22 protein-coding genes are annotated in these 22,733 nt (G+C 35.7%); 21 read left to right on the top strand and 1 reads right to left on the bottom strand.

Going from position 1 to position 22,733, the window contains the following annotated elements:
• The first annotated feature begins 48 nt into the window (after positions 1 to 48).
• From aceA to A1704_RS21935, 10 genes are all read left to right on the top strand, one after another.
• On the top strand, positions 49 to 1,329 hold the full coding sequence (gene aceA / locus A1704_RS21980) for an isocitrate lyase (RefSeq protein WP_062676146.1): 1,281 nt from the start codon (positions 49 to 51) through the stop codon (positions 1,327 to 1,329).
• Between the two features lie 182 nt (positions 1,330 to 1,511).
• Positions 1,512 to 2,084: an OmpH family outer membrane protein gene (locus A1704_RS21975; RefSeq protein WP_062676145.1), complete on the top strand. Its 573-nt coding sequence runs from the start codon at positions 1,512 to 1,514 to the stop codon at positions 2,082 to 2,084.
• Between the two features lie 128 nt (positions 2,085 to 2,212).
• Positions 2,213 to 2,599 (top strand): acyl-CoA thioesterase, encoded by a 387-nt coding sequence (locus A1704_RS21970; protein WP_062676144.1) that lies wholly within the window; start codon positions 2,213 to 2,215, stop codon positions 2,597 to 2,599.
• A 32-nt stretch (positions 2,600 to 2,631) separates the two neighbouring features.
• Positions 2,632 to 3,798, top strand: coding sequence for a hypothetical protein (locus A1704_RS21965; RefSeq protein WP_062676143.1), 1,167 nt, complete (start codon positions 2,632 to 2,634; stop codon positions 3,796 to 3,798).
• A gap of 29 nt (positions 3,799 to 3,827) precedes the next feature.
• Positions 3,828 to 4,220, top strand: coding sequence for a hypothetical protein (locus A1704_RS21960; protein ID WP_062676142.1), 393 nt, complete (start codon positions 3,828 to 3,830; stop codon positions 4,218 to 4,220).
• Between the two features lie 71 nt (positions 4,221 to 4,291).
• Positions 4,292 to 5,734, top strand: coding sequence for a serine hydrolase (locus A1704_RS21955; protein ID WP_062676141.1), 1,443 nt, complete (start codon positions 4,292 to 4,294; stop codon positions 5,732 to 5,734).
• A 73-nt stretch (positions 5,735 to 5,807) separates the two neighbouring features.
• Complete coding sequence (locus tag A1704_RS21950; RefSeq protein ID WP_047097353.1) at positions 5,808 to 6,254, top strand: 6-pyruvoyl trahydropterin synthase family protein; 447 nt, start codon at positions 5,808 to 5,810, stop codon at positions 6,252 to 6,254.
• A 20-nt stretch (positions 6,255 to 6,274) separates the two neighbouring features.
• On the top strand, positions 6,275 to 7,045 hold the full coding sequence (locus A1704_RS21945) for a UDP-2,3-diacylglucosamine diphosphatase (protein ID WP_062676140.1): 771 nt from the start codon (positions 6,275 to 6,277) through the stop codon (positions 7,043 to 7,045).
• A 194-nt stretch (positions 7,046 to 7,239) separates the two neighbouring features.
• Complete coding sequence (locus A1704_RS21940) at positions 7,240 to 8,232, top strand: LuxE/PaaK family acyltransferase (protein WP_174525213.1); 993 nt, start codon at positions 7,240 to 7,242, stop codon at positions 8,230 to 8,232.
• Positions 8,233 to 8,411: 179 nt separating this feature from the next.
• Positions 8,412 to 8,957 carry a hypothetical protein gene (locus A1704_RS21935; RefSeq protein WP_062676139.1) on the top strand — a complete coding sequence of 182 codons (546 nt, stop codon included), beginning with the start codon at positions 8,412 to 8,414 and terminating at the stop codon, positions 8,955 to 8,957.
• Between the two features lie 268 nt (positions 8,958 to 9,225).
• Here A1704_RS21935 and aqpZ read toward each other — a convergent pair whose 3' ends face one another.
• The gene (gene aqpZ, locus A1704_RS21930; RefSeq protein WP_034696881.1) at positions 9,226 to 9,942 is read right to left on the bottom strand and encodes an aquaporin Z; all 717 of its coding nucleotides are present in this window, start codon (positions 9,940 to 9,942) and stop codon (positions 9,226 to 9,228) included.
• A gap of 218 nt (positions 9,943 to 10,160) precedes the next feature.
• Between aqpZ and A1704_RS21925 the strand changes: the two genes are divergently transcribed.
• The 11 genes from A1704_RS21925 to A1704_RS21875 all read left to right on the top strand — a co-directional run bounded on the left by A1704_RS21925 (position 10,161) and on the right by A1704_RS21875 (position 22,547).
• Positions 10,161 to 10,781 carry a DUF5715 family protein gene (locus A1704_RS21925; RefSeq protein ID WP_062676138.1) on the top strand — a complete coding sequence of 207 codons (621 nt, stop codon included), beginning with the start codon at positions 10,161 to 10,163 and terminating at the stop codon, positions 10,779 to 10,781.
• A gap of 62 nt (positions 10,782 to 10,843) precedes the next feature.
• Complete coding sequence (locus tag A1704_RS21920) at positions 10,844 to 11,623, top strand: hypothetical protein (protein ID WP_228411949.1); 780 nt, start codon at positions 10,844 to 10,846, stop codon at positions 11,621 to 11,623.
• Positions 11,624 to 11,639: 16 nt separating this feature from the next.
• Positions 11,640 to 12,263 carry a hypothetical protein gene (locus A1704_RS21915; protein ID WP_062676136.1) on the top strand — a complete coding sequence of 208 codons (624 nt, stop codon included), beginning with the start codon at positions 11,640 to 11,642 and terminating at the stop codon, positions 12,261 to 12,263.
• Between the two features lie 200 nt (positions 12,264 to 12,463).
• Positions 12,464 to 13,045 carry a sensor histidine kinase gene (locus tag A1704_RS21910; protein ID WP_228436768.1) on the top strand — a complete coding sequence of 194 codons (582 nt, stop codon included), beginning with the start codon at positions 12,464 to 12,466 and terminating at the stop codon, positions 13,043 to 13,045.
• Positions 13,014 to 13,691 carry a response regulator transcription factor gene (locus tag A1704_RS21905; RefSeq protein WP_062676134.1) on the top strand — a complete coding sequence of 226 codons (678 nt, stop codon included), beginning with the start codon at positions 13,014 to 13,016 and terminating at the stop codon, positions 13,689 to 13,691. The genes A1704_RS21910 and A1704_RS21905 overlap by 32 nt, the downstream gene beginning before the upstream one ends.
• A gap of 150 nt (positions 13,692 to 13,841) precedes the next feature.
• Positions 13,842 to 15,197, top strand: coding sequence for a T6SS phospholipase effector Tle1-like catalytic domain-containing protein (locus tag A1704_RS21900; protein WP_062676133.1), 1,356 nt, complete (start codon positions 13,842 to 13,844; stop codon positions 15,195 to 15,197).
• Positions 15,198 to 15,388: 191 nt separating this feature from the next.
• Positions 15,389 to 17,317 (top strand): ABC-F family ATP-binding cassette domain-containing protein, encoded by a 1,929-nt coding sequence (locus A1704_RS21895; RefSeq protein WP_062676132.1) that lies wholly within the window; start codon positions 15,389 to 15,391, stop codon positions 17,315 to 17,317.
• Positions 17,318 to 17,465: 148 nt separating this feature from the next.
• Complete coding sequence (locus A1704_RS21890) at positions 17,466 to 17,822, top strand: hypothetical protein (protein WP_062676131.1); 357 nt, start codon at positions 17,466 to 17,468, stop codon at positions 17,820 to 17,822.
• Positions 17,823 to 18,071: 249 nt separating this feature from the next.
• The gene (locus A1704_RS21885; RefSeq protein ID WP_062676130.1) at positions 18,072 to 20,465 is read left to right on the top strand and encodes a TonB-dependent receptor; all 2,394 of its coding nucleotides are present in this window, start codon (positions 18,072 to 18,074) and stop codon (positions 20,463 to 20,465) included.
• An 18-nt stretch (positions 20,466 to 20,483) separates the two neighbouring features.
• The gene (locus A1704_RS21880; RefSeq protein ID WP_062676129.1) at positions 20,484 to 21,074 is read left to right on the top strand and encodes a hypothetical protein; all 591 of its coding nucleotides are present in this window, start codon (positions 20,484 to 20,486) and stop codon (positions 21,072 to 21,074) included.
• 138 nt (positions 21,075 to 21,212) lie between these two features.
• Entirely contained in the window at positions 21,213 to 22,547 is a 1,335-nt protein-coding gene (locus A1704_RS21875; RefSeq protein WP_062676128.1) for a trigger factor, read from the top strand.
• Positions 22,548 to 22,733 lie beyond the last annotated feature (186 nt).

Raw genomic sequence — 22,733 nt, 5'->3', positions numbered from 1 at the left:
ATCCCGTATCTCGAACCCTTAAATCTAATCAAACAAAATCCAAATATTATGAAAACAAGACAAGAACAAATCCAGGCTATAGAGCAAGATTGGCTGACAAATCCACGTTGGCACGGTATAAAAAGACCTTATACGGCAGAAGAAGTTCTTAAACTTCGCGGTTCTTATACTATTGACTACACTATTGCGACAGAAATGTCCAAAAAATTCTGGGATAAATTGAATACTCAGGATTATGTGGCAGGGCTTGGTGCATTAACGGGTAATCAGGCAGTGCAGGAAGTAGATGCAGGTCTGGAAGCAATATACCTTTCAGGATGGCAGGTGGCTGCAGACGCCAATCTATCTGGGGAAATGTATCCTGATCAGTCATTGTATCCAGCCAATTCAGTACCTTCAGTGGTAAAGAAAATTAATAATGCTTTATTGAGAGCAGATCAGGTGCAGTCGGTAAGCGGAACAGGAAATAAAGAATATCTTGTGCCTATCATTGCCGACGCCGAAGCTGGTTTTGGAGGCAATCTGAATGCTTTTGAGCTGATGAAACAGATGATTGAAGCAGGAGCAGCTGGTGTACATTTTGAAGATCAGCTTTCTTCGGCCAAAAAATGTGGACACTTAGGAGGAAAAGTATTGGTGCCTACACAGGAAGCAGTCAATAAACTGATTGCGGCACGTCTGGCTGCTGATGTACTTGGAGTTCCGAGTCTCATTATAGCAAGAACAGATGCGGATGCAGCAGATTTACTGACCTCCGATATTGATGACAGAGATAAGAAATTCGTTACAGGAGAAAGAACTTCCGAAGGATTTTACGTGGTACGAAATGGAGTAGAACAAGGCATCGACAGAGGACTGTCTTATGCTCCCTATGCAGATCTTATCTGGATGGAAACTTCAAATCCCGACCTGGAACAAGCCAAAAGGTTTGCAGAAGGAATTCATGCGAAATTCCCGGGAAAAATGCTGGCTTATAACTGTTCACCTTCATTCAATTGGGCAGCAAAACTGAGTGTGGAAGAAATGTCTACTTTCCGTGAAGAGTTGGCTAAAATGGGATACAAATTTCAGTTTATTACCCTTGCAGGATTCCATGCCTTGAACACCGCTATGTTTGAATTGGCATTAGCTTATAAAGAAAGAGGAATGGCAGGATACTCAGAACTTCAGGAGCGTGAGTTTGCATTACAGCACAAAGGATTCAGAGCAGTGAAACATCAGTCTTTTGTAGGAACAGGATATTTTGATGAAGTACAGAATATTGTGACCAACGGCTCTTCAGCTACTGTAGCGATGAAAGATTCTACAGAAACGGCACAATTCCATTAGTCGTTTTTCCATATTTTTTTGATGTTAAACCTTCTCGTTTGTGGGAAGGTTTTTCTTTTGTTTAAAGGGCTTTGAAACTGTTTTTACAATATGTATATTTCAAAATAATAAAGAAATAAATGCGACATGATAAGTAATTGAAATTTGAATTATATTTGGGGCTGGAAAAAATATTATTAAAAATGAATTTAATTAAAGTACTTTTTATTACATTAGGATTAACGCTTACTGCAAATGCTGCAAATGCTCAACAGAAGGTTGGAAGTGTAAACACAGAGGATATTTTTGCAAGTTTATCTGAAGTAACCACTATAGGAACTACTATTGATAATCTGACTAAGTCTAAGCAGGCTGAAATTGAAAAAATGATCGGTGATTATCAGACTAAATTGAAAGCAGCACAGGCTAAAGAAAAGACTCTTAGTGAAGCCAACAAAGAAGCTGTGACTAAAGAACTGATGGCAGCACAAACAGAGTTGCAGACTTTAGGTAAAAAAATAGAAGATTCAAGAGCACAGGCTGCTAAAGATATTTCAGCTAAGCAAAGTGAATTGTACACTCCTTTACAACAAAAGGTAAAGAGCGTTATTTCTGCTGTTGCTAAAGAAAGAGGATTGAATTTTATCTTCGATACATCATTCCATGAATCTAATAATTTAGTTTACACAGATGGAAGTGAAGATATCACAGCTCTGGTAAAAACCAAATTAGGAGCTACAGCAACGCCTGCAAAAACTGCTGGAAAGTCTAAATAAGAAATTCAATATACTAAATATTATACCGGGATCAGAAATTATGATCCCGTTTTTTTATGTATAAAAGTGTTGGGTTGAATGAAGAAATTTTATTTTAAAATGATACATTTGAGTAAACTTTAAGCAGAATGAATTTAATGTACGAAAAACAAATAAAGGTAACAGAAGATCATATTGATCAGAATAATCATGTGAATAACGTACAATATGTGCACTGGGTGGAGGAAGTAGCAGCGGAACACTGGGATCTTCTGAAACAGCAAACAGAATATGTAAACGATGCCTGGATGCTTCTGGATCATCATATCCGATATAAAAAACAGGTTTATCTGGGTGATATCATTACGGTAAGAACTTATCCTCTGACTCCTGAAGGAGCCAAACAGCCAAGAAAAGTTGAGTTCTATTGCAATGAAGAACTTGTGGTAGACTCAAGTACGCTTTGGATTCTGTTCGATCCTGAAACCAAAAAAATAAAACGTCTGGAAAACGACTGGTTGGAGAAGTTTTTTTAGCTATATAACCCTAAATCAAAAACTAAATACACATGAAATTCTCTTATTCACTGGCTTTACTCTTGTTAAGCATAATAGGCTATGGTCAGGAAAATCCTTACTGGTTTACAGATGATATCAAAAAAAAGGTAGCAGACTCTACCCAAAGTCAATCCTGGAGAAGCCAGATGGCAGCAACATACTACTCAATAAGCGGACAATATAAACCGGCATTGGAAAGTTGGGATGAGACTTTTGGACGTGTAAAAAAGTTGAGTACTGCAGATAGTCTGAGATTCACAAAATTAATCCCCGTCAATGCAAAAGATTATATCTTAGACAGAGCTGCCAGTGAACAGATTATCATCATTAATGAAGCTCATCATAATGCCAGTCACAGAGCATTTGCCTCTTCCTTACTCCAAGGGTTGTATGACAAAGGCTACAGATATTTGGGCCTCGAAACATTGGCGAGTGATTCTTTAAATATTACAAAATTTGCTGCTCTCAGTAGCGGATATTATTCCAAAGAACCGGAATTTGGAAATTTTATCTACAATGCTTTGAAAATTGGATTTAAACTTTTTCCCTACGAAGCAGAAGGAAATAACAAAGAAAGAGAAATTGGAGAAGCAAAAAATATCTTCGATTTTATGCAGAAAAATAAAGATGGCAAATATCTCATCTACTGCGGTTATCAGCATGCTTATGAAGGTATTCATAAATCCTGGGAGAAAACAATGGCAGGACGACTTTCAGACCTTACGGAGATCAATCCTTTTACGATTGATCAGACTCAGTTTTCAGAAAAAAGTAGCCTGAAATTTAATGACCCTCTTTTAAGACTTGTGAAAAATACTGTCCCTGTTGTTTTAAAAGATCAGAATCATGGAATATATAATGGGGAAGACAAAGAGTTGTATACTGATATTAAAATCATTCATCCCGTTACAAAATATGTTGAAGGCAGACCCAATTGGATGTTGAACAAAAACAGAAAGTTTTATAAAATTCCAGCCTCTAAAGTTTCGATATATCCGGCCTTGGTTTTAGCATACAGAAAAGGAGAGTTTGAAAAACAGGGAATTCCTGCTGATATTATTGAGCTCAAAACGTCCAATGACAGTCGTTTTTTAATCCTGGATAACGGGAATTATGAAATTGTTATCAAAGACAAAGAGTATAAAGTCATTAATAGATTTGAAAAAAAGATAAAATAATAGCTAGAATAGCTTGATAAAAAAGGGTAATGAAAAATAAGTTAAGAAAAATAACTGTCAATGCTGTAGAATACTTGTATTTAGTTGCAGATCAATATTATTTCGAATCTAAAACTAATACTTTGACTGTAAAAGTTTTTTTAAACGGACAAAAACAAACCCCTTTAATCATCAAATTTATGACTGTCAATGATTATGTGATGGGACAACCTTTAAAGTCAGGGGTAAAGTTATTTAATAAAATAAAAAACACTGAAGAGGTGGTTAATCTTAATGAGCCTAAATATATTAAAGAGCTTATTGTTCTTGGATTAAAGGATGGATGGTCAGGAACTAATTTAATAATAATAAAAAACGGACTTAATTATTTGAGTGAATTAGGCTTTCAAACCGATCAATTAAAACCAGAAAATAACAAATAATTTTTTTCCTAAATGTAATACAAAAAGGCCCGCAGTTGTTTTTAATAAGGAAACATCAAACAAACATCTCCATGAAATCATCTATTTTAACAATATTATTTTCAGGCTTTTTCGTTACAGCTTATGGTCAGACTGCAGAACAATCGAAAGCGATAGACAGCTATATAAAGAAAGTTATTCAAATCAATGAGATACCGGGAATGGCCGTAGGAATTGTAACGAATAATAAAGTGACTTTCCAGAAATATTATGGAACAGAAAATTTGGAAAGCGATAAAAAAGTAGATCAGAATTCCATGTTCAGGGTGTATTCTAGTACAAAACTGATGTCAAATGTTGGGCTTTTTCAGCTTGTGGAGCAAGGAAAACTTTCTGTGGAAGATAAAATTTCAAAATATATTGACAATATACCGGCAGAATGGCAAAATGTTAAGGTGAAAAATCTTCTTTCCCACTCTTCAGGACTTCCGGACTGGATTAATTTCAATGATATTGCAACAGATGCTACCAACGCTGAAGTTATTAACCGCTTATCAAAAGAAAAAATGGAATTTGAAACCGGAAGTGATTACAGATATAATCAGGCCAACTACATGCTGATTACGATGATCATTGAAAAAATAACAGGAGAGAAATTTGAAGATTATATCCTGAAGAATCAGTTTTCAGACTCCAAAAATAAGGTAGTGTTTTCATCGAATTCTGTTGAAAAAATCCCTAATAGAATTGTAAAATATAACTACAACAAAAAGACACATCAATACGAAAAATCCACATTTGTAGAAGGGAGAAGAGCGCATTCAGCGAATGGCTTAGCGATTGCATTGCCTGCATTTTTACAATGGAGCATTCATTTGAGTAAAAATGATTTTCTGAAACCTGCCACACAAGCGTTGATGTGGAAACCGTTTGAATACAAAAATAAAGAGATCACCTTTACTCATGGTTGGGATACGGACATCTTTAATGCTATAAAATCCTATGATTTCTCAGGAGGAAATGTGAGTGCTTACAGAATTTTTCCGGATCAGAATATAGCTATTATAGTGATGTACAACGGATATAAAGAATTTCCTGTTTTTTATCCTATGATCAATCAGATTGCCGGCATGATGGATAAACGAATGCTGAACCCATATATGGTGGCAGAAGAATATACAAAGTCTGAACCTATTGTTCATCCCAATCTTAAAAAAGAAAATTATGGCTACCGGACTGAAAAGGATAATATCATTTTTTCTTATCAATTTCCAGAAGGGAAAAGTGTAGAGTACATCAAAAGCATTTCTGTGACAGGTTCTTTTAACAACTGGAATCCTGATGATCAGGTGTATTATATGAATCTGAAAAGGAACAATACTTTTGAATTAACACTCCCAAAATCTCATTTCGAAAGTGGGAAAACTTACCAGTTTAAATTTGTTATGAATAAAAAAAACTGGCTTTCTGTACCTTACAATGCTGCTAATGTAGATGGAACCAAGGATCATAATCTGACTTTCAAAATTGATTAAAAAGAATATTTTAAAATCGCTGTAATAGAAACAGTCTTTTCTGTATTAAGCTGTTTTATCCTATCTTTGTATTATGATACGTATTACAAAAATTTTTACATTCGAGACGGCTCACGTGCTTTACAACTACGATGGGAAGTGTAAAAATATGCATGGACATTCCTATAAACTGTTTGTAACAGTGAAAGGAAAGCCGATTAATGATATTGAAAATCCTAAAAATGGAATGGTGGTAGATTTCGGAGATATCAAAAGTATCGTAAAATCTGAGATCGTAGATGTATGGGACCATGCGGTTCTTGTCAATGCACTGTCTCCACACAAAGAACTGGGAGATGACCTTGAGCAGAAAGGCCATAAAGTAATCTATTGCAGCTTCCAGCCGACTTGTGAAAACATGTTGTATGCTATTGCTGCTAAAATCAAATCAAGACTTCCCGAAGGAATTTCTTTAGCTTATCTTAAACTTCATGAGACAGAAAACTCTTATGGAGAATGGTTTGCAGAAGATAATCAATAATTTTTCACAAAACTCAGAAAGTGTTAAAAACAACAATTAATTTAGAACCTGGGAAAAAAGTATACTTCGCTTCGGATCAGCATTTTGGTGCTCCTACACCCAAGGAAAGCAAGGTGCGCGAGGAGAGGTTTATACGCTGGATGGATGAGATCAAAGAGGATGCTCAGGTTTTGTTTTTAATGGGAGATCTTTTTGATTTCTGGCATGAATGGAAGCATGTTATTCCTAAAGGATACGTTCGTGTGCTTGGAAAAATTGCAGAATTGAAAGACAGAGGAATTCATATTTATTTCTTTGTAGGAAATCATGATCTCTGGATGAAAGATTATCTGGAAGAAGAAATCGGATGTACCGTATTCTATCAGAAACAATATTTTGAAATGGGAGGAAAGCAGTTTCTGCTGGCTCATGGAGATGGTTTGGGACCTGGTGACAAAGGATATAAAAGAATGAAGAAACTATTCACCAATCCGGCGGCTCAATGGTTTTTCAAATGGCTTCACCCTGATATCGCGATGAAAATTGCATTATACCTTTCACAAAAAAATAAAATGATCTCCGGAGAAGAAGACAAAGCTTTTTTGGGAGAAGATAAAGAGTTTCTGATTATTTATTCCAAAGAAAAGCTGAAAACTCAGAAGATTGATTATTTCATCTATGGTCACAGACACCTGCCAATGGTACTGGATCTGCAACAAAACGCAAAATATATCAACCTTGGAGACTGGATATCCTATTTCACTTACGGAGTTTTTGAAAAGGATTTTGAACTCAAGACTTTTGAAAAATAAAGCAAAAAAATTACCCCTAAAAAGAGGTAACTTTCGAACGGGTGGAAAAACCCACTCTTGTTTTTAATCCATATTCCAAGTAATACATTGCAATAAGTCTACCAAAATAGGTTTTATATAGTAAAAAATTATTAAATAACAATATTTTATCTCTGTAATTGCCTTGTAGTAAGGGATTAAGGAATTTAAAAATTATGGAATTGAAAAATATATTCAACATAAAGACAGAACAGGATTTTCTAAGTGCATCATTGAAAACATTTCGTTATCAATATGAAAATGTTGAAATATACCGGAAATTCGTTGATTTTCTGAAGGTGAATCCCGATGAGGTAGATAGCCTGGTGAAAATTCCGTTTCTTCCTATTGAAATGTTTAAAAACCATCAGATTCTGGATAAAAATGTGGATACGGATCTTTACTTTCAAAGTTCGGGAACCACCCAGATGAACCTTTCCAAACATTTTATTGCAGATCCGGAGCTTTATGAAGAAAGCATTTATAAAAGTTTTGAACAATTTATCGGAAAACCGGAAGATTTTATTTTTCTTGGGCTACTTCCAAGCTATCTTGAGAGACAAAACTCATCACTGATCTATATGGTAGACTATCTGATGAAGAAGTCTGCAAAACCGGAAAATGGATATTTTCTTTATAATCATGCTGAGCTTTTTGAATTATTAAATACACTGCAGGGCAAAAAAGTTATTCTTTTTGGGGTTTCTTTTGCCCTATTAGACTTTCTTGATTACTGTCATTCCGAGCAAAGCGATGAATCCCTGAACTTCTCTGAAAATTTAATCGTAATTGAAACCGGCGGTATGAAAGGGCGAAAAGAAGAAATGACCAAGGATGAATTGTTGAAAATCTTGCAGGAAGGACTTAAAACGGACAGAATATATTCAGAATATTCCATGACAGAGTTACTTTCACAGGCTTATTCCCTTGGAAATAATGAATACGAATGTCCGAGCTGGATGAGAATCATGGTTCGGAATGCAGAAGATCCTTTGGCTTACGAAAAAGAAGGCCGTACAGGAGCTATTAATATCATTGATCTTGCCAATACGCATTCCTGCTCATTTATTGCAACACAGGATTTAGGGAAAATAATGGGTGATAAATTTCAGGTCTTAGGAAGAATAGATCATTCAGATATCAGAGGATGCAGCCTGCTGGTGAGTTGATGATTTTGGACATAAGAGAACAATTGTGAATGGTCAATTCGCTTCGCTTGTCAATTTTTGTATCATAAAATAATTTGCGACTTTTGCTGAGTGAAACGCCCTTGCGAGCCTTTAAACACTTGGCTATTAAAAACTTTGCGGGCATTGCGTTTTATTAAAAATTTTTACCATCATAAAAAATGATCAAAATAGAAGAACTCATACATGCCTACATCCATTCCCATTGCGATTTTGAAAAAGAAATTGTACTGACGAATTATTTTCAGGCAGATTGGGAAGCGGACATATTAATCATAGATTCGGAAGGTGGAAGTCATGAAATTGAGATCAAACTTTCAAAGAGTGATTTTAAAAATGATTTTAAAAAATCATATATCAACAAAGATACCGGGGAAAAATTTCTGAAACATGATAAAATTTCCTGTGGAGATTATATATGCAATTCCTTTAGTTTTTTGCTCCCGATGGGAATGGTAGACGCAGCTCTTATCCCTGAACATTGTGGAATCATCGAATTCTATCATAATGCTGATACCTGGGAAACTGAATTCTATCTGATCCGCCAGCCTAAAAAGCTTCATGAAGATTCTTACTGGAAACTGAATGACAAAGATCTTTTCATCAGGAAAATGGCGCTTAATCTTCTTCAGCGCAAAATGGAAATTAAAGGGAAACATGAAGAGCTCATCTTTAAAAATCCTTTTGAAATCAAAAAGCTGAAATAAAAAAATGTTGGGTTTAACGAAAAGTTTAATCTCTATTTTTAAGTTTTATGGAAGCAAAGGTGAAATCAATGAAATTGATGCTTATTAAGCCAACATTACAATTAGCTTCATAAGCAACGTATTTGTAACCACTTTGTCCCCTTTTAGATAAAAAGTTTCTCTTATAAAAAACTTTACGTTTACAAGAATTTCAAAACAATTTATTCAAATCAGAAATAAAAAAATCCTGCCGCCTGACAGGATTTTATCATTAAATATTATTTTAAAATTAATCTGCAATTTCAGCAGTATCTCTCTGAAGTAAGAACTTGTAGATCAATCCGCCTACAACTCCTCCCAAAATAGGGGCTACCCAGAACAGCCAAAGCTGTGACATGGCAATCCCTCCCATAAAGACTGCCTGAGAAAGGGACCTCGCAGGGTTTACAGAGGTATTGGTAATCGGGATAGAGATCAGGTGGATCAACGTAAGCGCAAGACCGATGGCAAGACCGGCAAACTTACCGTTAGCCCACTTATCTGTAGCTCCCATGATTACAATTAGGAAAAATGCGGTTAATAGAAACTCAGCAAGAAATGCTGCTCCCATACTGAAAGCTTTTCCATTGTAAACGGCTTCACCGTAAAAGTTCGTGGCAAAATCTCCGGGTTTTGAGAATTCTACCGCTCCGGCACCGTTAAGGATTGTGTACAGACATCCTGCTGCTACAATCGCTCCCAAACACTGGGCTACAATGTAAGGAATAAGGTCTTTAGCAGGAAATCTTCCTCCTGCTAAAAGCCCGAAAGAAACTGCCGGATTAAAATGCCCTCCTGAGATATGCCCTACAGCGTAAGCCATGGTAAGAACAGTAAGACCGAAGGCTAAAGCAACGCCTAAAAGTCCGATGCCGATGTCTGGAACACCCGCTGCGAAAACAGCGCTTCCACACCCTCCGAAAACAAGCCAAAATGTGCCGAAAAATTCAGCGAAAAGTTTTTTTATCATGTTGTTTATTGTTTATGTATCTCAAATGTAAAATTTAAATCTTAAAGTAAAAAGTTAAAACTGAAAAAATATTTCAAAAAAGAGGGAACAAAAATTGCAAAATCTGTAATTTGGTGTAATGTTTGTTTGGGATTTATTGAGAGAGTATTATCATCAGTCTTGAAAGATCTAACATAAATGTTTTATCTTTCATTTGTAATTTAAAAGGAAGGTGAATGAGAAAGTTTTTTTGTGTGGTCTTTGTACCTTTTATTTATAGTTTACATTATTCGCAGGCAGCCAAAAAAGCTTTTCCCTGCTATGATCTTGCCACTGTATTAAAGGTAGAACCTACACCGCTTTATAAATCTCATCTTGATGCTTCAAAGGGTTTTGGAGTGCAGTTATTGAAAGATTCCAAAACCGTACAGAAATATATCAACAACGGAAAATTCCACAAAATAAAAAAATCCGGCAAAGGGTATCAGGTTCAGAGACTTGATTACAGCAGGGCTTATATGGTATCCAAGGCAAAAACTACTCTGGAAAAAATAGGGTCAAAGTTCAGTAAGGATACAAAAGGCGGTACATTTACGGTTTCATCCATTACCAGAACCCTTGAAGACCAGTGCAGGCTGAGAAGAGTGAATTCTAACGCCTCACTAGGAATTAGTTCTCACAACTATGGCAACTCTTTTGATATTTCTTACATAAGATTCAACAACGTTTTAAAATACAATCCGAAAATGGAAATAGCTCTGGAGAAAGTTTTAAAGCATTACGAGAAGGCTGGTAGAATATATTACATCAAAGAGAAGCAGCAGAGCTGTTATCATATTACTGTGAAAAATTATTAATTAAAATCCTCTTGCATAGCATATTTAGTTTGTATATTTTTATACGACTAAAAACTATGCTTATGTCAACATTAAACATTGTAGACTATATGCTGCCTGTAGAAGAATGTAGAGCAGCGTCAAACCAGTGGAAAGCATGTCTTTCTGACTTTTCCAAAATTCAAAAGCTTATCCCTACCAACTATGTTTTTAATATTTCCAGAGAACACCTTGAATGGATGAAGGGGTTTAAGGATTATAAAGACTTCTGTGCTGCAGTAGGAATTTACAGAGACCGATTGATTCTTATCTTTTATCCTATGAACAATGATGGGGTAAAAATAGATGTAAAAGAATATCCATATAGTTTCCTTACCGAACTTGAAAAAGATCTGAGATTGCAGGAAATTCAGGAGTATACACTTATTAGAAACGCCGTTCTATCCAAAGATCTTGAAAGCATGGAAAAAAATGCCAATATGGGATTGCCTGTTTCCAATACACCCATTCTTGAACAGGACAAAGCTGTAGATGCTATTGAACGTTGGAGAAATCAAGGTATGGATTGGTTTTATAAAGAGACCAGAGAAAATCAGGGAAGTGGAATTTTCAGAAAATTCTATGTTCCTACAGCAGACCTTTGTCTTTCAGATGAAGGATTGGCAGGTATTACCTGTTCTTTTGGGATCAGATACAATGATATTTACGGAAAAATGTTGGTAACGCTTATCTTTATCTCTTTCCGTGAAAACCTTAGAAATGCAGAATTGGGAGCAGAATCAATTTCCAATACTTACGACTGGGCAAAACCATGTCCTCCTATTTGCCGTATCCCTGATGTAGATGTAGGAAGTGAATTTTAAAACGATCTATTGAGGAATGGCTGAACTTTATAAGGCAATTTTATTCCTGAATTATGCACTGCTCCTGTCCGTTATACTACTGGGAGCAGCAAAATACCGCATATTAAATCATAAAGAAAAGCAATATTTTCATTGTATTGCTTTTCTTTTTTTTATTGAATTGCTGAATCTGGCGCTGCCTTATATCTTCAGACTGAATGATACCTCATTCCTTTATCCCTTATACATTGCGGGAGAGTTTTTCCTGCTTACAGGTTTATTTATCAGAAAGCTGGACTGGCCAAGATATGTTTTGTGGATTGTAGGTGTATTGGCAACAGGTTTTATGATCTCGAAATACGGATTTGATTATCCTGCCAATGCTGATATAGCGAAAGTGGTTTCCAATATTATCATCATCTGTCTTTCCGGATTTACTCTGATTCGGGAGATTAAGAATACCTCTACACAGAACCGCTTTCTTTTGGTAGATGCCAGTATATTTTTCTATTACTCTGTCTCAGTGTTTATTTTTATCATTCAGCACCAGATCGCCAATCTGTCCGAAAACGATTATTATACTATTCTCAGTGCCAATAATATTCTTTCGAGTATTTTGTACTGTTCATTTTTATATACTTTTTTCAGATTAAAGAAGTAACACTAAATATCAATCTGCTGATCCTGATAATTGTTACCATAACAGTTATCGTATCCTTTATTCTGCTAGCTTACAGAGCTTTTATTACCAGAATTATTAAGGAAAAAAATGTACAGCATGAAGCGGAAGTTCTTCATCAGAAAAAATTAGTTCTGGAAAACATCAAGGCCCAGGAAGAAGAAAGGAAAAGAATTGCTGTGATGATTCATGATGATATCGGAAACCGCCTCAATATTCTTTCTTTGTGGTTGAATAACCTCGATACTCAGGGTGATGAGCTCATCAAAAAAAATATCTACGGTCAGATGTCTTCCCTGATTGATGCTGCCAGAAGTATTTCCCATTCATTATATCCTGTAAACCTGGAATCTGTGGGTCTGGTTTTATATGTTGAAGAATTAATAGCCAACCTTTCCCATAAAATCAATATTTCCCTGCAGGTAATGTCTGGATATGAAAAGAAAGATCTTTTCGTGGAAGTACAGCTGTACAGGATTATTCAGGAGTTTACCACCAATGTGATCAAGCATTCCGATGCAACGGATATTTGGATTTACATTAAAGATTATCCTGAAAATATGGCCGTTGTAATTTCTGATAACGGACAGGGATTTGAATATGAAGAAGTGAAAAAAGGGATGGGAATCAAAAATATTGAATCCCGTATCAAATCAATGAACGCCACACACAAATGGAAAAAAACATTTTCAAATAAAGGAAGTCGTTTAATTATAAAAATTCCAAAATATCATGAGTTCCCAAATCAAACTAGCACTGATTGATGATGAACAGCTCATCCTTGAAGGGGTAAAAATGTTGCTGTCCAATGAAAAAAATATATCGGTTTGCCTTACCGCAGATAATGGCCCCGATTTTATAGAAGACCTCGGAAAACTTTCAAAAGATGAATTTCCTGATATTGCTCTCGTAGATGTTCAGATGAAACCTATGAATGGTTTTGAACTGGTAGAAATCCTGAAAGAAAAATATCCGGATCTTAAAATTATTATCCTGTCATCCCATTATAAAACCTCTATTCTCGGATATATGGTTAAGCTGGGAGTATCAGCATTTCTTCCCAAAAACTCGAATAAAAAAACCTTTATTGAAGCCATCACAATGGTAGATAAAAATGGTGTCTTTTTTACGGCCGAAGATCATCAGATGCTGTTTACTTATATGAACAGCTCTGCCAAAAAAAAATCTCTTTTTGAAACAGAAGATGAATTATCCGAAAGAGAAAAAGATGTGGTAAAACTGATCTGTCAGGAATTGACCAACAATGAAATCGGAGAAAAACTCTTTATCAGCCCCAGAACTGTAGAAAGTCACAGACAACGTATCCTGGAGAAAATCGGAGCCAAGAATACTGTGGGTATAGTAATCTATGCCATTGTCAACAATATTTACTCCCTTGAAAAAATCTAAATTGATTCCGTAGAAATACGGATTTTTTTATTTGGTACTTTTCACTCTAGCGAACCTTATTTTTCTTCTGTTATTTTGGAATGTCTCTTTCAGGGATGGTAGTTGAAAAAAAACACAAACAGGATCTTTAGTAAAAATTAAAGTAGAAACATGAATGGTAACAGAGTGATTTCCGTCGGGATTTTCTTTGACGGTACAGGAAATAATGGAGCAAATATTCTTTCACCGGATAAACCGCTGAATAATAATGAAAGCTATTATGGTACTTTCAGCAATATCTATAAATTATACAGTTTATTCGTTGGAGATGAAAAAATATATATTGAAGGAATTGGTACCGCGACAGGCAGTGAAGATAATAATTTTGCCATGGCAACCTGTGCAAATCCACCCTATGGAAGCGGATATTCGTCTGATGATAAACTTCAGAAAGCCGGAGATTTTGTGCAGAAAATAATCCATGATGAGACAAAGGAATACCATTTCTATATCTATGGATTCGGGAGAGGAGGGATGCTAGCAAGAACTTTCTGTAATCAGCTTCTGACTTTTTATGCGGCAGGAAATTGCAGAATAAAATTTTTGGGGCTTTTTGATACGGTTGAGTCTAAGCCTTTTAATAATTATAACATGAAGATCTCTGCACAGGTAGAGAATGCTATGCATTTCTGTGCGGTTAATGAGGGCAGGTTTTTCTTTCCATTGACAGGTTTGTTTGAGAATTCGAAAACAATGCAGGATCAGAAATTGGAAAATCAGTCTTCAGTTTGGAAAGAAATATTTGTTCCTGGAGATCATGCTGATATTGGAGGAGGATATCTGGAAGGTCCACAATCTGTTTATATTTCTACAGATTTCATTAATGTTGATGATCTGCATGACTACGTTTCAGATATCAGAAATGCAAAAACCAATGCTGATGGAAATAAAATATGGGATGCTTTACTCTCGGAATATAAAGTGGAAACGGTGGATGGCCTTTCACAGGCCTATGTTTGCCGGGATAAAGTATATAATGACCTGTCAAAAGTATATGGAAAACTCATGATGGACGAAACCAATACCATATTATCAGTATTTAGTACTGAGAATGAAGCGTATTTTGGAACAGATTATAATAAGCATGCTTTTCTCAATCGGTTTTATATCAAAATGAAAGAATATGTAAAGGATCTTTCTACAAACAAAAAACCGATATATGATTTCGAAAGATTTGTGGATTATACCCATATTTCTTCAAACTTCGGATTGTATAGTGATAGTTTCCGGTACAGAACTCAGCGTGAAATTAATATTGAGTTGATTAATAATGGATTAAATGTATCAAGTCGTACCTCCGTTGATGAAACAAGCCGTACAAAAAGGCTTTCCGTAGAACTTCATCTTCCGGAGGACAGCTTTGTTGCAGATTTCCTATATGGAACAAACGTTCCCAATAATGATATCTGGGTTCGTTCTATTATAAAAGCACCGGCAGCTACGATATTAAATGAATGGAAGAATTAATGGAAAAACTTCTCAGTTTTAAATTTAGGTTAGGGGACATCTGAGGGTGTCTCCTTTTTTCGGTTTAATGTATTACATATAAAGGAAAAACTGCTGAATCCTGACCACTTTTTTTATTTCTCGGCTATTCATTTCTTTTTCCGTATTTTTGCACCCGAAAATTCATTATTCATTACTAATTATTAATTAAGATGCTTTCGGTTCAAAGTTTAGGATTACACCATTCAGGAAATTATTTATTTCAAAATGTCAATTTCACCATTAAAAAGGATGATAAAGTAGGTCTCGTTGGTAAAAATGGAGCAGGAAAATCCACTTTGTTGAAAATGCTTTCCGGAGAAATTAATTTCTACGAGGGAGAAGTTGTCACTGAAGGAAGTGTTACCATTGGTTTCCTTAAACAGGATCTTGATTTCGTAAAAGGAAGAACGGTCTGGGCAGAAACCATGCAGGCTTTTGAACAGATCAATGCCTGGAAAAACGAACTGGAAGAGGTGAATCACCAGATGACAGTAAGAACAGATTACGAAAGTGATTCCTACACGGATCTGATTAATAAAATGACCGAGCTGAACGACCTTTTGATGAATCATGATGCCTACAATCTTGAAGGCGACATGGAAAAAGTGTTATTCGGTTTAGGATTTAAAGCAGATGACTTCCAGAAAATTACCGATGAATTTTCCGGAGGATGGAGAATGAGAATCGAATTGGCAAAATTACTTCTTCAGAAGAACGACATTATGCTTCTCGATGAGCCTACCAACCACCTGGATATGGAATCTATCATCTGGCTGGAGAACTTCCTGAAAGATTATCCGGGAGCTATTGTTCTGGTAAGCCACGATAAACAGTTTATGACAGCGGTGTGCAACCGTACTTTTGATATCAACAATAAAAAAGTTGATGATTATAAAGCGAATTACTCGAAATATCTTGTCATGAGAGAAGATCGCCGTGAGAAACTGATTCAGGCTAAAAAGAATCAGGATGCGGAGATCAAACAAATGGAGGATAACATTAATAAGTTCCGTGCAAGTGCTACCAAAGCATCTTTCGCGCAGTCCCTTATTAAAAAATTAGATAAAATCGAACGTATCGAAGTGGATAACGAGGACGTTTCGAAATTCAATATCCGTTTCGTACAGTCTATGGTTCCGGGGAAAGTGATCTTCGAAGCCATCAATCTTGGAAAAGCTTATGGGCAGAAGCAGATTTTTGATGATGTAGACTTTATCGTTCAGAGAGGAGACAGAATTGCCCTTTTGGGACAGAACGGACAAGGAAAAACGACATTGGCTAAAATTTTAGCCGGAGATATTAAAGATTATTCCGGAACCTGGAATCTTGGACATAATGTTAACATTGGATATTTCGCTCAGAATCAGGAAGAGGTTTTAACACCTAATAAAACGGTTCTGGAAGAAGCTGAAGATGCAGCAACAGAAGAAACAAGACCAAGAGTAAGAGACTTATTAGGATCTTTCCTTTTCCAGGGAGATGCCGTTACTAAAAAAACAAAAGTACTTTCCGGAGGAGAGAGAAACCGTCTGGCACTTTGTAAACTGTTGCTTCGTCCTTTCAACACTCTGATCATGGACGAACCTACCAACCACCTTGATATCCAGTCTAAGGAAATTATCAAGCTGGCACTGCAGAATTTTGAAGGAACTTTAATTGTCATCTCTCACGACAGGGAATTCCTTCAGGGACTTTGTGATAAGATTTACGAATTCCGTGACGGGAAAATGAAAGAATTCCTAGGTGATATCAACGAATACCTTGAGTACAGACAGAAAGAAACCATCAGAGAGATTTCTGCAGAAAAAGCCAAACTTCATACGGAAGTAAAGGTGGAACCTAAGAAAGTAGAGGAGAAGCCTGTTGTAAGCAGCAGCCAGTCTTCCAATATTGTAAGTAAAGAACAGAAAAATATTCAGAATAAAATCAAGAAAGTGGAAGAGAAAATTTCTGAGCTTGAAACAAAAGTAGAGCAGATGGAAGCATCTTTTGCCAAAGAAAATCCTTCAGATGAAACCTTAGAAGAATACAACAAAGCTAAGGAGGAGCTGGATACCGCTTTACAGGAGTGGGAATATCTTGGAACCCAACTGGATTAAACTACAATAGAAATGCTTCATCAAATTAGTAAGATGAAGCATTTTTTTTGTAACAAAATTGTACTTGTTTCTACCTATTGTCAACAATCATTAAGTAATTTAATAAAAGTTTAAGGAAACAATTAAATTATTTTCATAATTTTGAACCATGATTTTTAAAGAAAGCAGAAACCTAAAGAGTTTTATCTCCAAGCTGTTGTTTGGAGTGTATTTTCTCGCGCTGCTTTCTCAAAGCTTTCACCATCATGATTCTGTAGACTATTTTAAGGCTTTTCATCTTAAAAAAGCAGAGAATACGATAACGAAAGCCGTTACTAAAGAGAAAGCTGGCGACTGTCTGGCCTGCCACTTTTTGGTTACCGGACATACATTAGCTCCTGAAGAATTCAATTTTACTTTTGAGCATTACAGCCATGAAGTAAAACAAATCATCGCCATCCAGGAGAAAATCTGGTCACAGACCAAATTCACCTTCCAGCTTCGGGGACCGCCCGCACTTACATAATTCATAGATTCTATAGGGTTTAAAGTTCAATGTTTACTGCTTTAAATTCAATGTTTAAAGTTTAAGGTTTCAAGATGTTGGGAAAAACACCTGATAATCTGTAATTGATATTTAATAATGTTCAATTACTATTTTCCGGTTTCTTAACTTCTTATCAAGAATACATTGTACCATCAAAACTAACCCTTCCCACAAATTTTAACGAAAAATGTACCCTGTTGAAAAGGGTACGCAATCAATCTATTTACAATGAAATTGATATATTGCCTGCTGCTGGTCTTTTGCGGATCAGTATTTACAAGTGCACAAAAAAATTATACTGTAGAGGGAACCGTTCAGGATTTCCATGATAAAACATTGCTGGAAAATGCAGTGATTAAAATCGGGAACTTTACAGCCAAAACCAATAAGAAAGGTCAATTTTCTTTTGATAAAATTCCTGCAGGAAAGTATACACTCATTGCACAGCATCCTGATTGCAATGATTATACTGAAAATATAGGAGTTGATAAGGATGTTCAGCTGGTGATTACACTGGAACACCACATTAAAGATATTGAAACCGTGACTATTCATGGTAGTCATAAAAACAATGGAAGCATGGTGGTTAAAACACTTGATAAATCAACGCTTTCAAGAAATGTTACCGAAAACTTAGGGAATTTATTAACTAATATTTCCGGTGTTAACGTTCTTAAAACAGGAAATAATATTGCTAAACCTATTATCCATGGGCTTTATGGAAGCAGGGTTTCCATTATGAATGATGGGGTAAAGCTTGCCGAACAGGAATGGGGAGTAGAGCATGCCCCCAATGTGGATGTCAACAATTTTGAACATATCGACGTGATAAAAGGGGCATCAGCCTTGAAATATGGAGCAGGAGCTGTAGGAGGAGTTGTTGTTTTACAGCCTCAGGTTTTACCTAAAAAAGATACCATTATGGGAAGTGTTTCTCTTTCCGGAATTTCAAACGGAAGAGGGGCTGATCTTAATGTAAAACTTGCAAAAACCTGGGAAAATGGCTGGGGTATAAAAACCAATGGAAGCTATAAAAAACTGGGAGATCTTGAAGCTCCGGATTATGGCTTGATGAATACTGGTCTTGAGAGCTCAGGATTTAATTTTGGTGTACAGAAAATGACATTTGAAAAAGGTTTTTCTTTTGATTATTATCTGACTAAAAGCACAGTCGGGATTCTTAGAAGTTCTCACGTTGGGAATTCCGAAGATCTGCGTAATGCTCTTACATCACTAGCGCCAATCTATCAAAGAGATTTTAGCTATGATATTGACAATCCTAAACAGGAAATCGAGCATCATATTGCTAAGGTTTCAGCGTATAAAAGGTTCGAAAATTTTGGAAAAATAACCGCCACTTACAGCTTTCAATACAATCATAGAAAAGAATATGATATCAGACGTACAGAAGCTTTGAGCAAAAAACCGGCATTGGATCTTGAACTGATCACCAATGATCTGAATGTGAACCACCTGATAGAAAGAGGAAATTGGAATCTTGAAACAGGAATTAATGCTGGATACCAAAACAATTATTCCAATACTCAGACCGAGGCGAGACGTCTTGTTCCGAACTATGACAGATACTATGCAGGAATTTATTCCGTATTGAAATATAAAATTGCACCGGAGCTGGATCTTGAACTGGGAGGCAGATACGATTATGATCACTACGAAGTAACAAAATGGTATGATCTGAGTGACTGGAATAAAAAGTATGCAGCAGATTATTCAGATTTTGTAGTAAGAATCAACCAAAACAGAATTCTTACCAAGCCGTCTTTAAGTTATAATAATATTTCAGTAAACGGGGGAATTGTTTATCATCCATCCGAATATTTTAACCTGAAATTCAATTACGCCAGGGTTTCAAGATCTCCGAATATCGCAGAACTTTTTGCAGACGGACTTCACCATTCTGCAGCTATTATTGAAAGAGGAGATATGAGAATGAAAAGTGAAACCGGAAATCAGTTTAACTTGGTGGCAGATGTAAAAGCAAATGTCTTAAAAGGACTGAATATTTCTGTTAACCCATATTTCTTTTATACTCAGAATTTTATCAACCAGATTCCTACAGGATATCAGAATACTCAGTGGGGCGGAGCTTTTGTGGTATACAACTATCAACAGATCAATGCAAAAATGTATGGATTGGATATTGATGCTCAGCTTAAGATCACAGATAATCTGACTTACAAAGGAAGCGGATCTTACGTTTATGGGCAGGATCAGACTCATGATGTACCGCTTATTCTTATGATGCCTCCGAACTTTAACAATTCATTGGAATTCAATAAAAAAGAATGGAAGAACTTCTATTTCACCGTAAGTAACAATACATATCTGAAACAGACGAGATTTCCTGTTTATAACGTTCCGATCAGATTATTTGATTCAGACGGAAATCCTTACAATGAAGAAGTGGATATTTCTACACCTCCAAACGGATATTCCCTTTGGAACCTTCAGACAGGGGTAAATCTGTCTAAAAATTTCGGAATTGATTTCTCAGTTCGAAATGTATTCAATACGTCTTACAGAGATTATCTGAACAGACTTCGTTTCTTTTCCAACGAAATGGGAAGAAACTTCATTTTAACTCTTAAATATCAATTTTAATTATTTAAAATCAAAAACATGAAAAATATTTTTAAAAATACAACACTTATCTTAGGACTTTTATTCTTAGCTGTTTCTTTAAGCTTAACATCGTGTAACAGAAGCGATGATGAAGCAGATGACCTTCCTCAGGAAGAATTGTCAGATGTCCTTTTAAGAGTAACAGATCAGGCTGACCCTAATAATCCTATTGTTTATGATTATCAGGTGAACAGTACTACTAATCCTAATGTTAAACTGATCAACGGACATACTTATAATGTAGAAGTTATTTTCAAAAACGGAGATGAAGATGCTACTCAGGAAATTAAAGACGCAAAGGATGAACATTTCCTTGTATATAATTTTCCTAACTCAGATATTACCTTAACCCGTACAGATGACGAAAAATCAACCAGAGATGATGGAAATCGTGTTGGGTTGAAAACAAAATGGGTAGTCAATACTGCGGTAAAAAATGCTTCTGCACCTAGCCAGTTGGTTCTTACATTATTCCATGAGCCGGTAACGGTTTCTGAAGCTTCTGCCGTAAGCGGAAACGGAGTGATTTACGGAACTCATACAGGAGGAGAAACTGATGCACAGGCTAACTATAATATTGTTAATTAATATACCTTTAATCTTGTTTGGGCCACCGGAATTCTCCGGTGGTTTTTTATTTAACAATATTTGGCTTTATTAGTTGATTTTAAATGGGCTTTTTTCATAAAAAATTCCTATTTTTGCAACCTAAAATTTTAATCAATAATGAAGGTTACCGCACAAAACCATGATGACGTAAGTGCATTGCTTACAGTAACATTGGAAAAATCTGACTACAAAGAAAAAGTAGAGAAGCAGTTGATTAATTATGCTAAAAATGCGCAAGTTCCTGGATTCAGAAAAGGGAAAGTGCCTTTGAGTATGGTTAAAAAACAATATGAAGCAGGTATTGCATTTGAAGAAATCAACAGACAAGTTTCTGATGCTTTAAACAACTATGTTAATGAAAACAAATTAAGATTAGTTGGTCAGCCTGTTCCTCAGCCAGTAAACGAATTAAATTACAACGCTGATCAAATAGAAGTTGCTTTCGAAGTAGGATATGAGCCTGAATTCACTATAGATTTAGCTAAATATGAAGCTCCTCATTACAAAGTAGAAGCTTCTGATAAAGAAATCAGTAAGAGCATTGAAAACATGCAGAAGCGTTTCGCTGAGCAGGTTCCTCAAGATAAAATCACTAAAGATTCTTACATTGCTTTAGAAGTTTCTCAGGTTGTGGAAGAAGATGCTGAAGGAGAGCACCACCACCATCCAAAAAACCTTACTATTACTGCTGAAAACAAAGAAGCTTTCAAATTGGTAAAAGGTTTGAAAATGGAAGGTTCTGTAAAAGTAACGAAAGAAACTCTTGCAGGTGACGAAGAATTAGCTAAAGAATTAGGATTCAGCAAAGAAGAAGTTGAGCACCTACACCACAATGAAGTAGAAGTTAAAGTAAAAGATTTCTATTCATTAAACTTAGCTGAACTTAATCAGGATCTATTCGACAAAGTATACGGAGAAGGAAACATTAAGTCTGAAGATGAGCTTAAAGATAAAGTGAAAACTGAATTAGACGAGTATTTCCAACAGAATGCTGATGTTCACTTCGTGAATAAAGTATTAGAGCAAGTAACAGAGAAAGAAGAAGTAAAACTACCTGAATCTTTCCTTGTGAAGTGGTTATTATTCTCTAACCAGAATATCCAGTCTGAAGAACAGGCTAAAGAAATTCTTGAAGCTGAGAAAAACCAATTGAAATATCAGATCATCGAAGGTAAATTGATGACTGAGAACGAAATCAACCTTGACTATGCTGATGTATTAGCTCAGGCTGAGCAGTTAGTGAAAAACCAATTGGCAATCTACGGAATCCACCACTTAGGGGATGAAGAAATCCAAAAATATGCTGTTGAAATGTTGAAAGACCAGGAGCAGGTAAGACAAATTTCTTCTGAAGTAGCAATGGCTAAATTGAAAGATGTAATTCTTGAAAAAGCTAGCAAAAAAGAAACTAAAATTTCTCACGACGAATTTTTAGAAGAGCTTAAGAAATAATTATATCCAGATATAAATATTTGAAAACCGTCAATTTTTTGGCGGTTTTTTTTATTATATGTCTCGTCCTGAAAAAGGTTGACTAAAAAACCATAAAATTAGTCACCCTTATGAATCTAAAAAAAACATCGTCCCCTGTCCAAGAATACAGTGAGGCATTCAAACGACAAGTTGTCTCTGAATATG

This window comes from Chryseobacterium cucumeris, from assembly GCF_001593385.1.
Lineage (GTDB): Bacteria > Bacteroidota > Bacteroidia > Flavobacteriales > Weeksellaceae > Chryseobacterium > Chryseobacterium cucumeris.
The sequence above is the reverse complement of the archived record's forward strand: the minus strand, read 5'-3'. Positions and strand labels throughout refer to the sequence as shown.

Bases quoted from the DNA above. Each gene is read 5' to 3' on its own strand.
- A1704_RS21950 (WP_047097353.1), top strand. From the start codon at position 5,808: ATGATACGTATTACAAAAATTTTTACATTCGAGACGGCTCACGTGCTT.
- A1704_RS21900 (WP_062676133.1), top strand. From the start codon at position 13,842: ATGAATGGTAACAGAGTGATTTCCGTCGGGATTTTCTTTGACGGTACA.
- A1704_RS21910 (WP_228436768.1), top strand. From the start codon at position 12,464: ATGATTCATGATGATATCGGAAACCGCCTCAATATTCTTTCTTTGTGG.
- A1704_RS21935 (WP_062676139.1), top strand. From the start codon at position 8,412: ATGATCAAAATAGAAGAACTCATACATGCCTACATCCATTCCCATTGC.
- A1704_RS21915 (WP_062676136.1), top strand. From the start codon at position 11,640: ATGGCTGAACTTTATAAGGCAATTTTATTCCTGAATTATGCACTGCTC.
- A1704_RS21955 (WP_062676141.1), top strand. From the start codon at position 4,292: ATGAAATCATCTATTTTAACAATATTATTTTCAGGCTTTTTCGTTACA.
- A1704_RS21940 (WP_174525213.1), top strand. From the start codon at position 7,240: ATGGAATTGAAAAATATATTCAACATAAAGACAGAACAGGATTTTCTA.
- A1704_RS21875 (WP_062676128.1), top strand. From the start codon at position 21,213: ATGAAGGTTACCGCACAAAACCATGATGACGTAAGTGCATTGCTTACA.
- A1704_RS21905 (WP_062676134.1), top strand. From the start codon at position 13,014: ATGAGTTCCCAAATCAAACTAGCACTGATTGATGATGAACAGCTCATC.
- A1704_RS21965 (WP_062676143.1), top strand. From the start codon at position 2,632: ATGAAATTCTCTTATTCACTGGCTTTACTCTTGTTAAGCATAATAGGC.
- A1704_RS21885 (WP_062676130.1), top strand. From the start codon at position 18,072: ATGAAATTGATATATTGCCTGCTGCTGGTCTTTTGCGGATCAGTATTT.
- A1704_RS21880 (WP_062676129.1), top strand. From the start codon at position 20,484: ATGAAAAATATTTTTAAAAATACAACACTTATCTTAGGACTTTTATTC.
- A1704_RS21890 (WP_062676131.1), top strand. From the start codon at position 17,466: ATGATTTTTAAAGAAAGCAGAAACCTAAAGAGTTTTATCTCCAAGCTG.
- A1704_RS21920 (WP_228411949.1), top strand. From the start codon at position 10,844: ATGTCAACATTAAACATTGTAGACTATATGCTGCCTGTAGAAGAATGT.
- A1704_RS21925 (WP_062676138.1), top strand. From the start codon at position 10,161: ATGAGAAAGTTTTTTTGTGTGGTCTTTGTACCTTTTATTTATAGTTTA.
- A1704_RS21970 (WP_062676144.1), top strand. From the start codon at position 2,213: ATGAATTTAATGTACGAAAAACAAATAAAGGTAACAGAAGATCATATT.
- A1704_RS21895 (WP_062676132.1), top strand. From the start codon at position 15,389: ATGCTTTCGGTTCAAAGTTTAGGATTACACCATTCAGGAAATTATTTA.
- A1704_RS21960 (WP_062676142.1), top strand. From the start codon at position 3,828: ATGAAAAATAAGTTAAGAAAAATAACTGTCAATGCTGTAGAATACTTG.
- A1704_RS21975 (WP_062676145.1), top strand. From the start codon at position 1,512: ATGAATTTAATTAAAGTACTTTTTATTACATTAGGATTAACGCTTACT.
- aceA (WP_062676146.1), top strand. From the start codon at position 49: ATGAAAACAAGACAAGAACAAATCCAGGCTATAGAGCAAGATTGGCTG.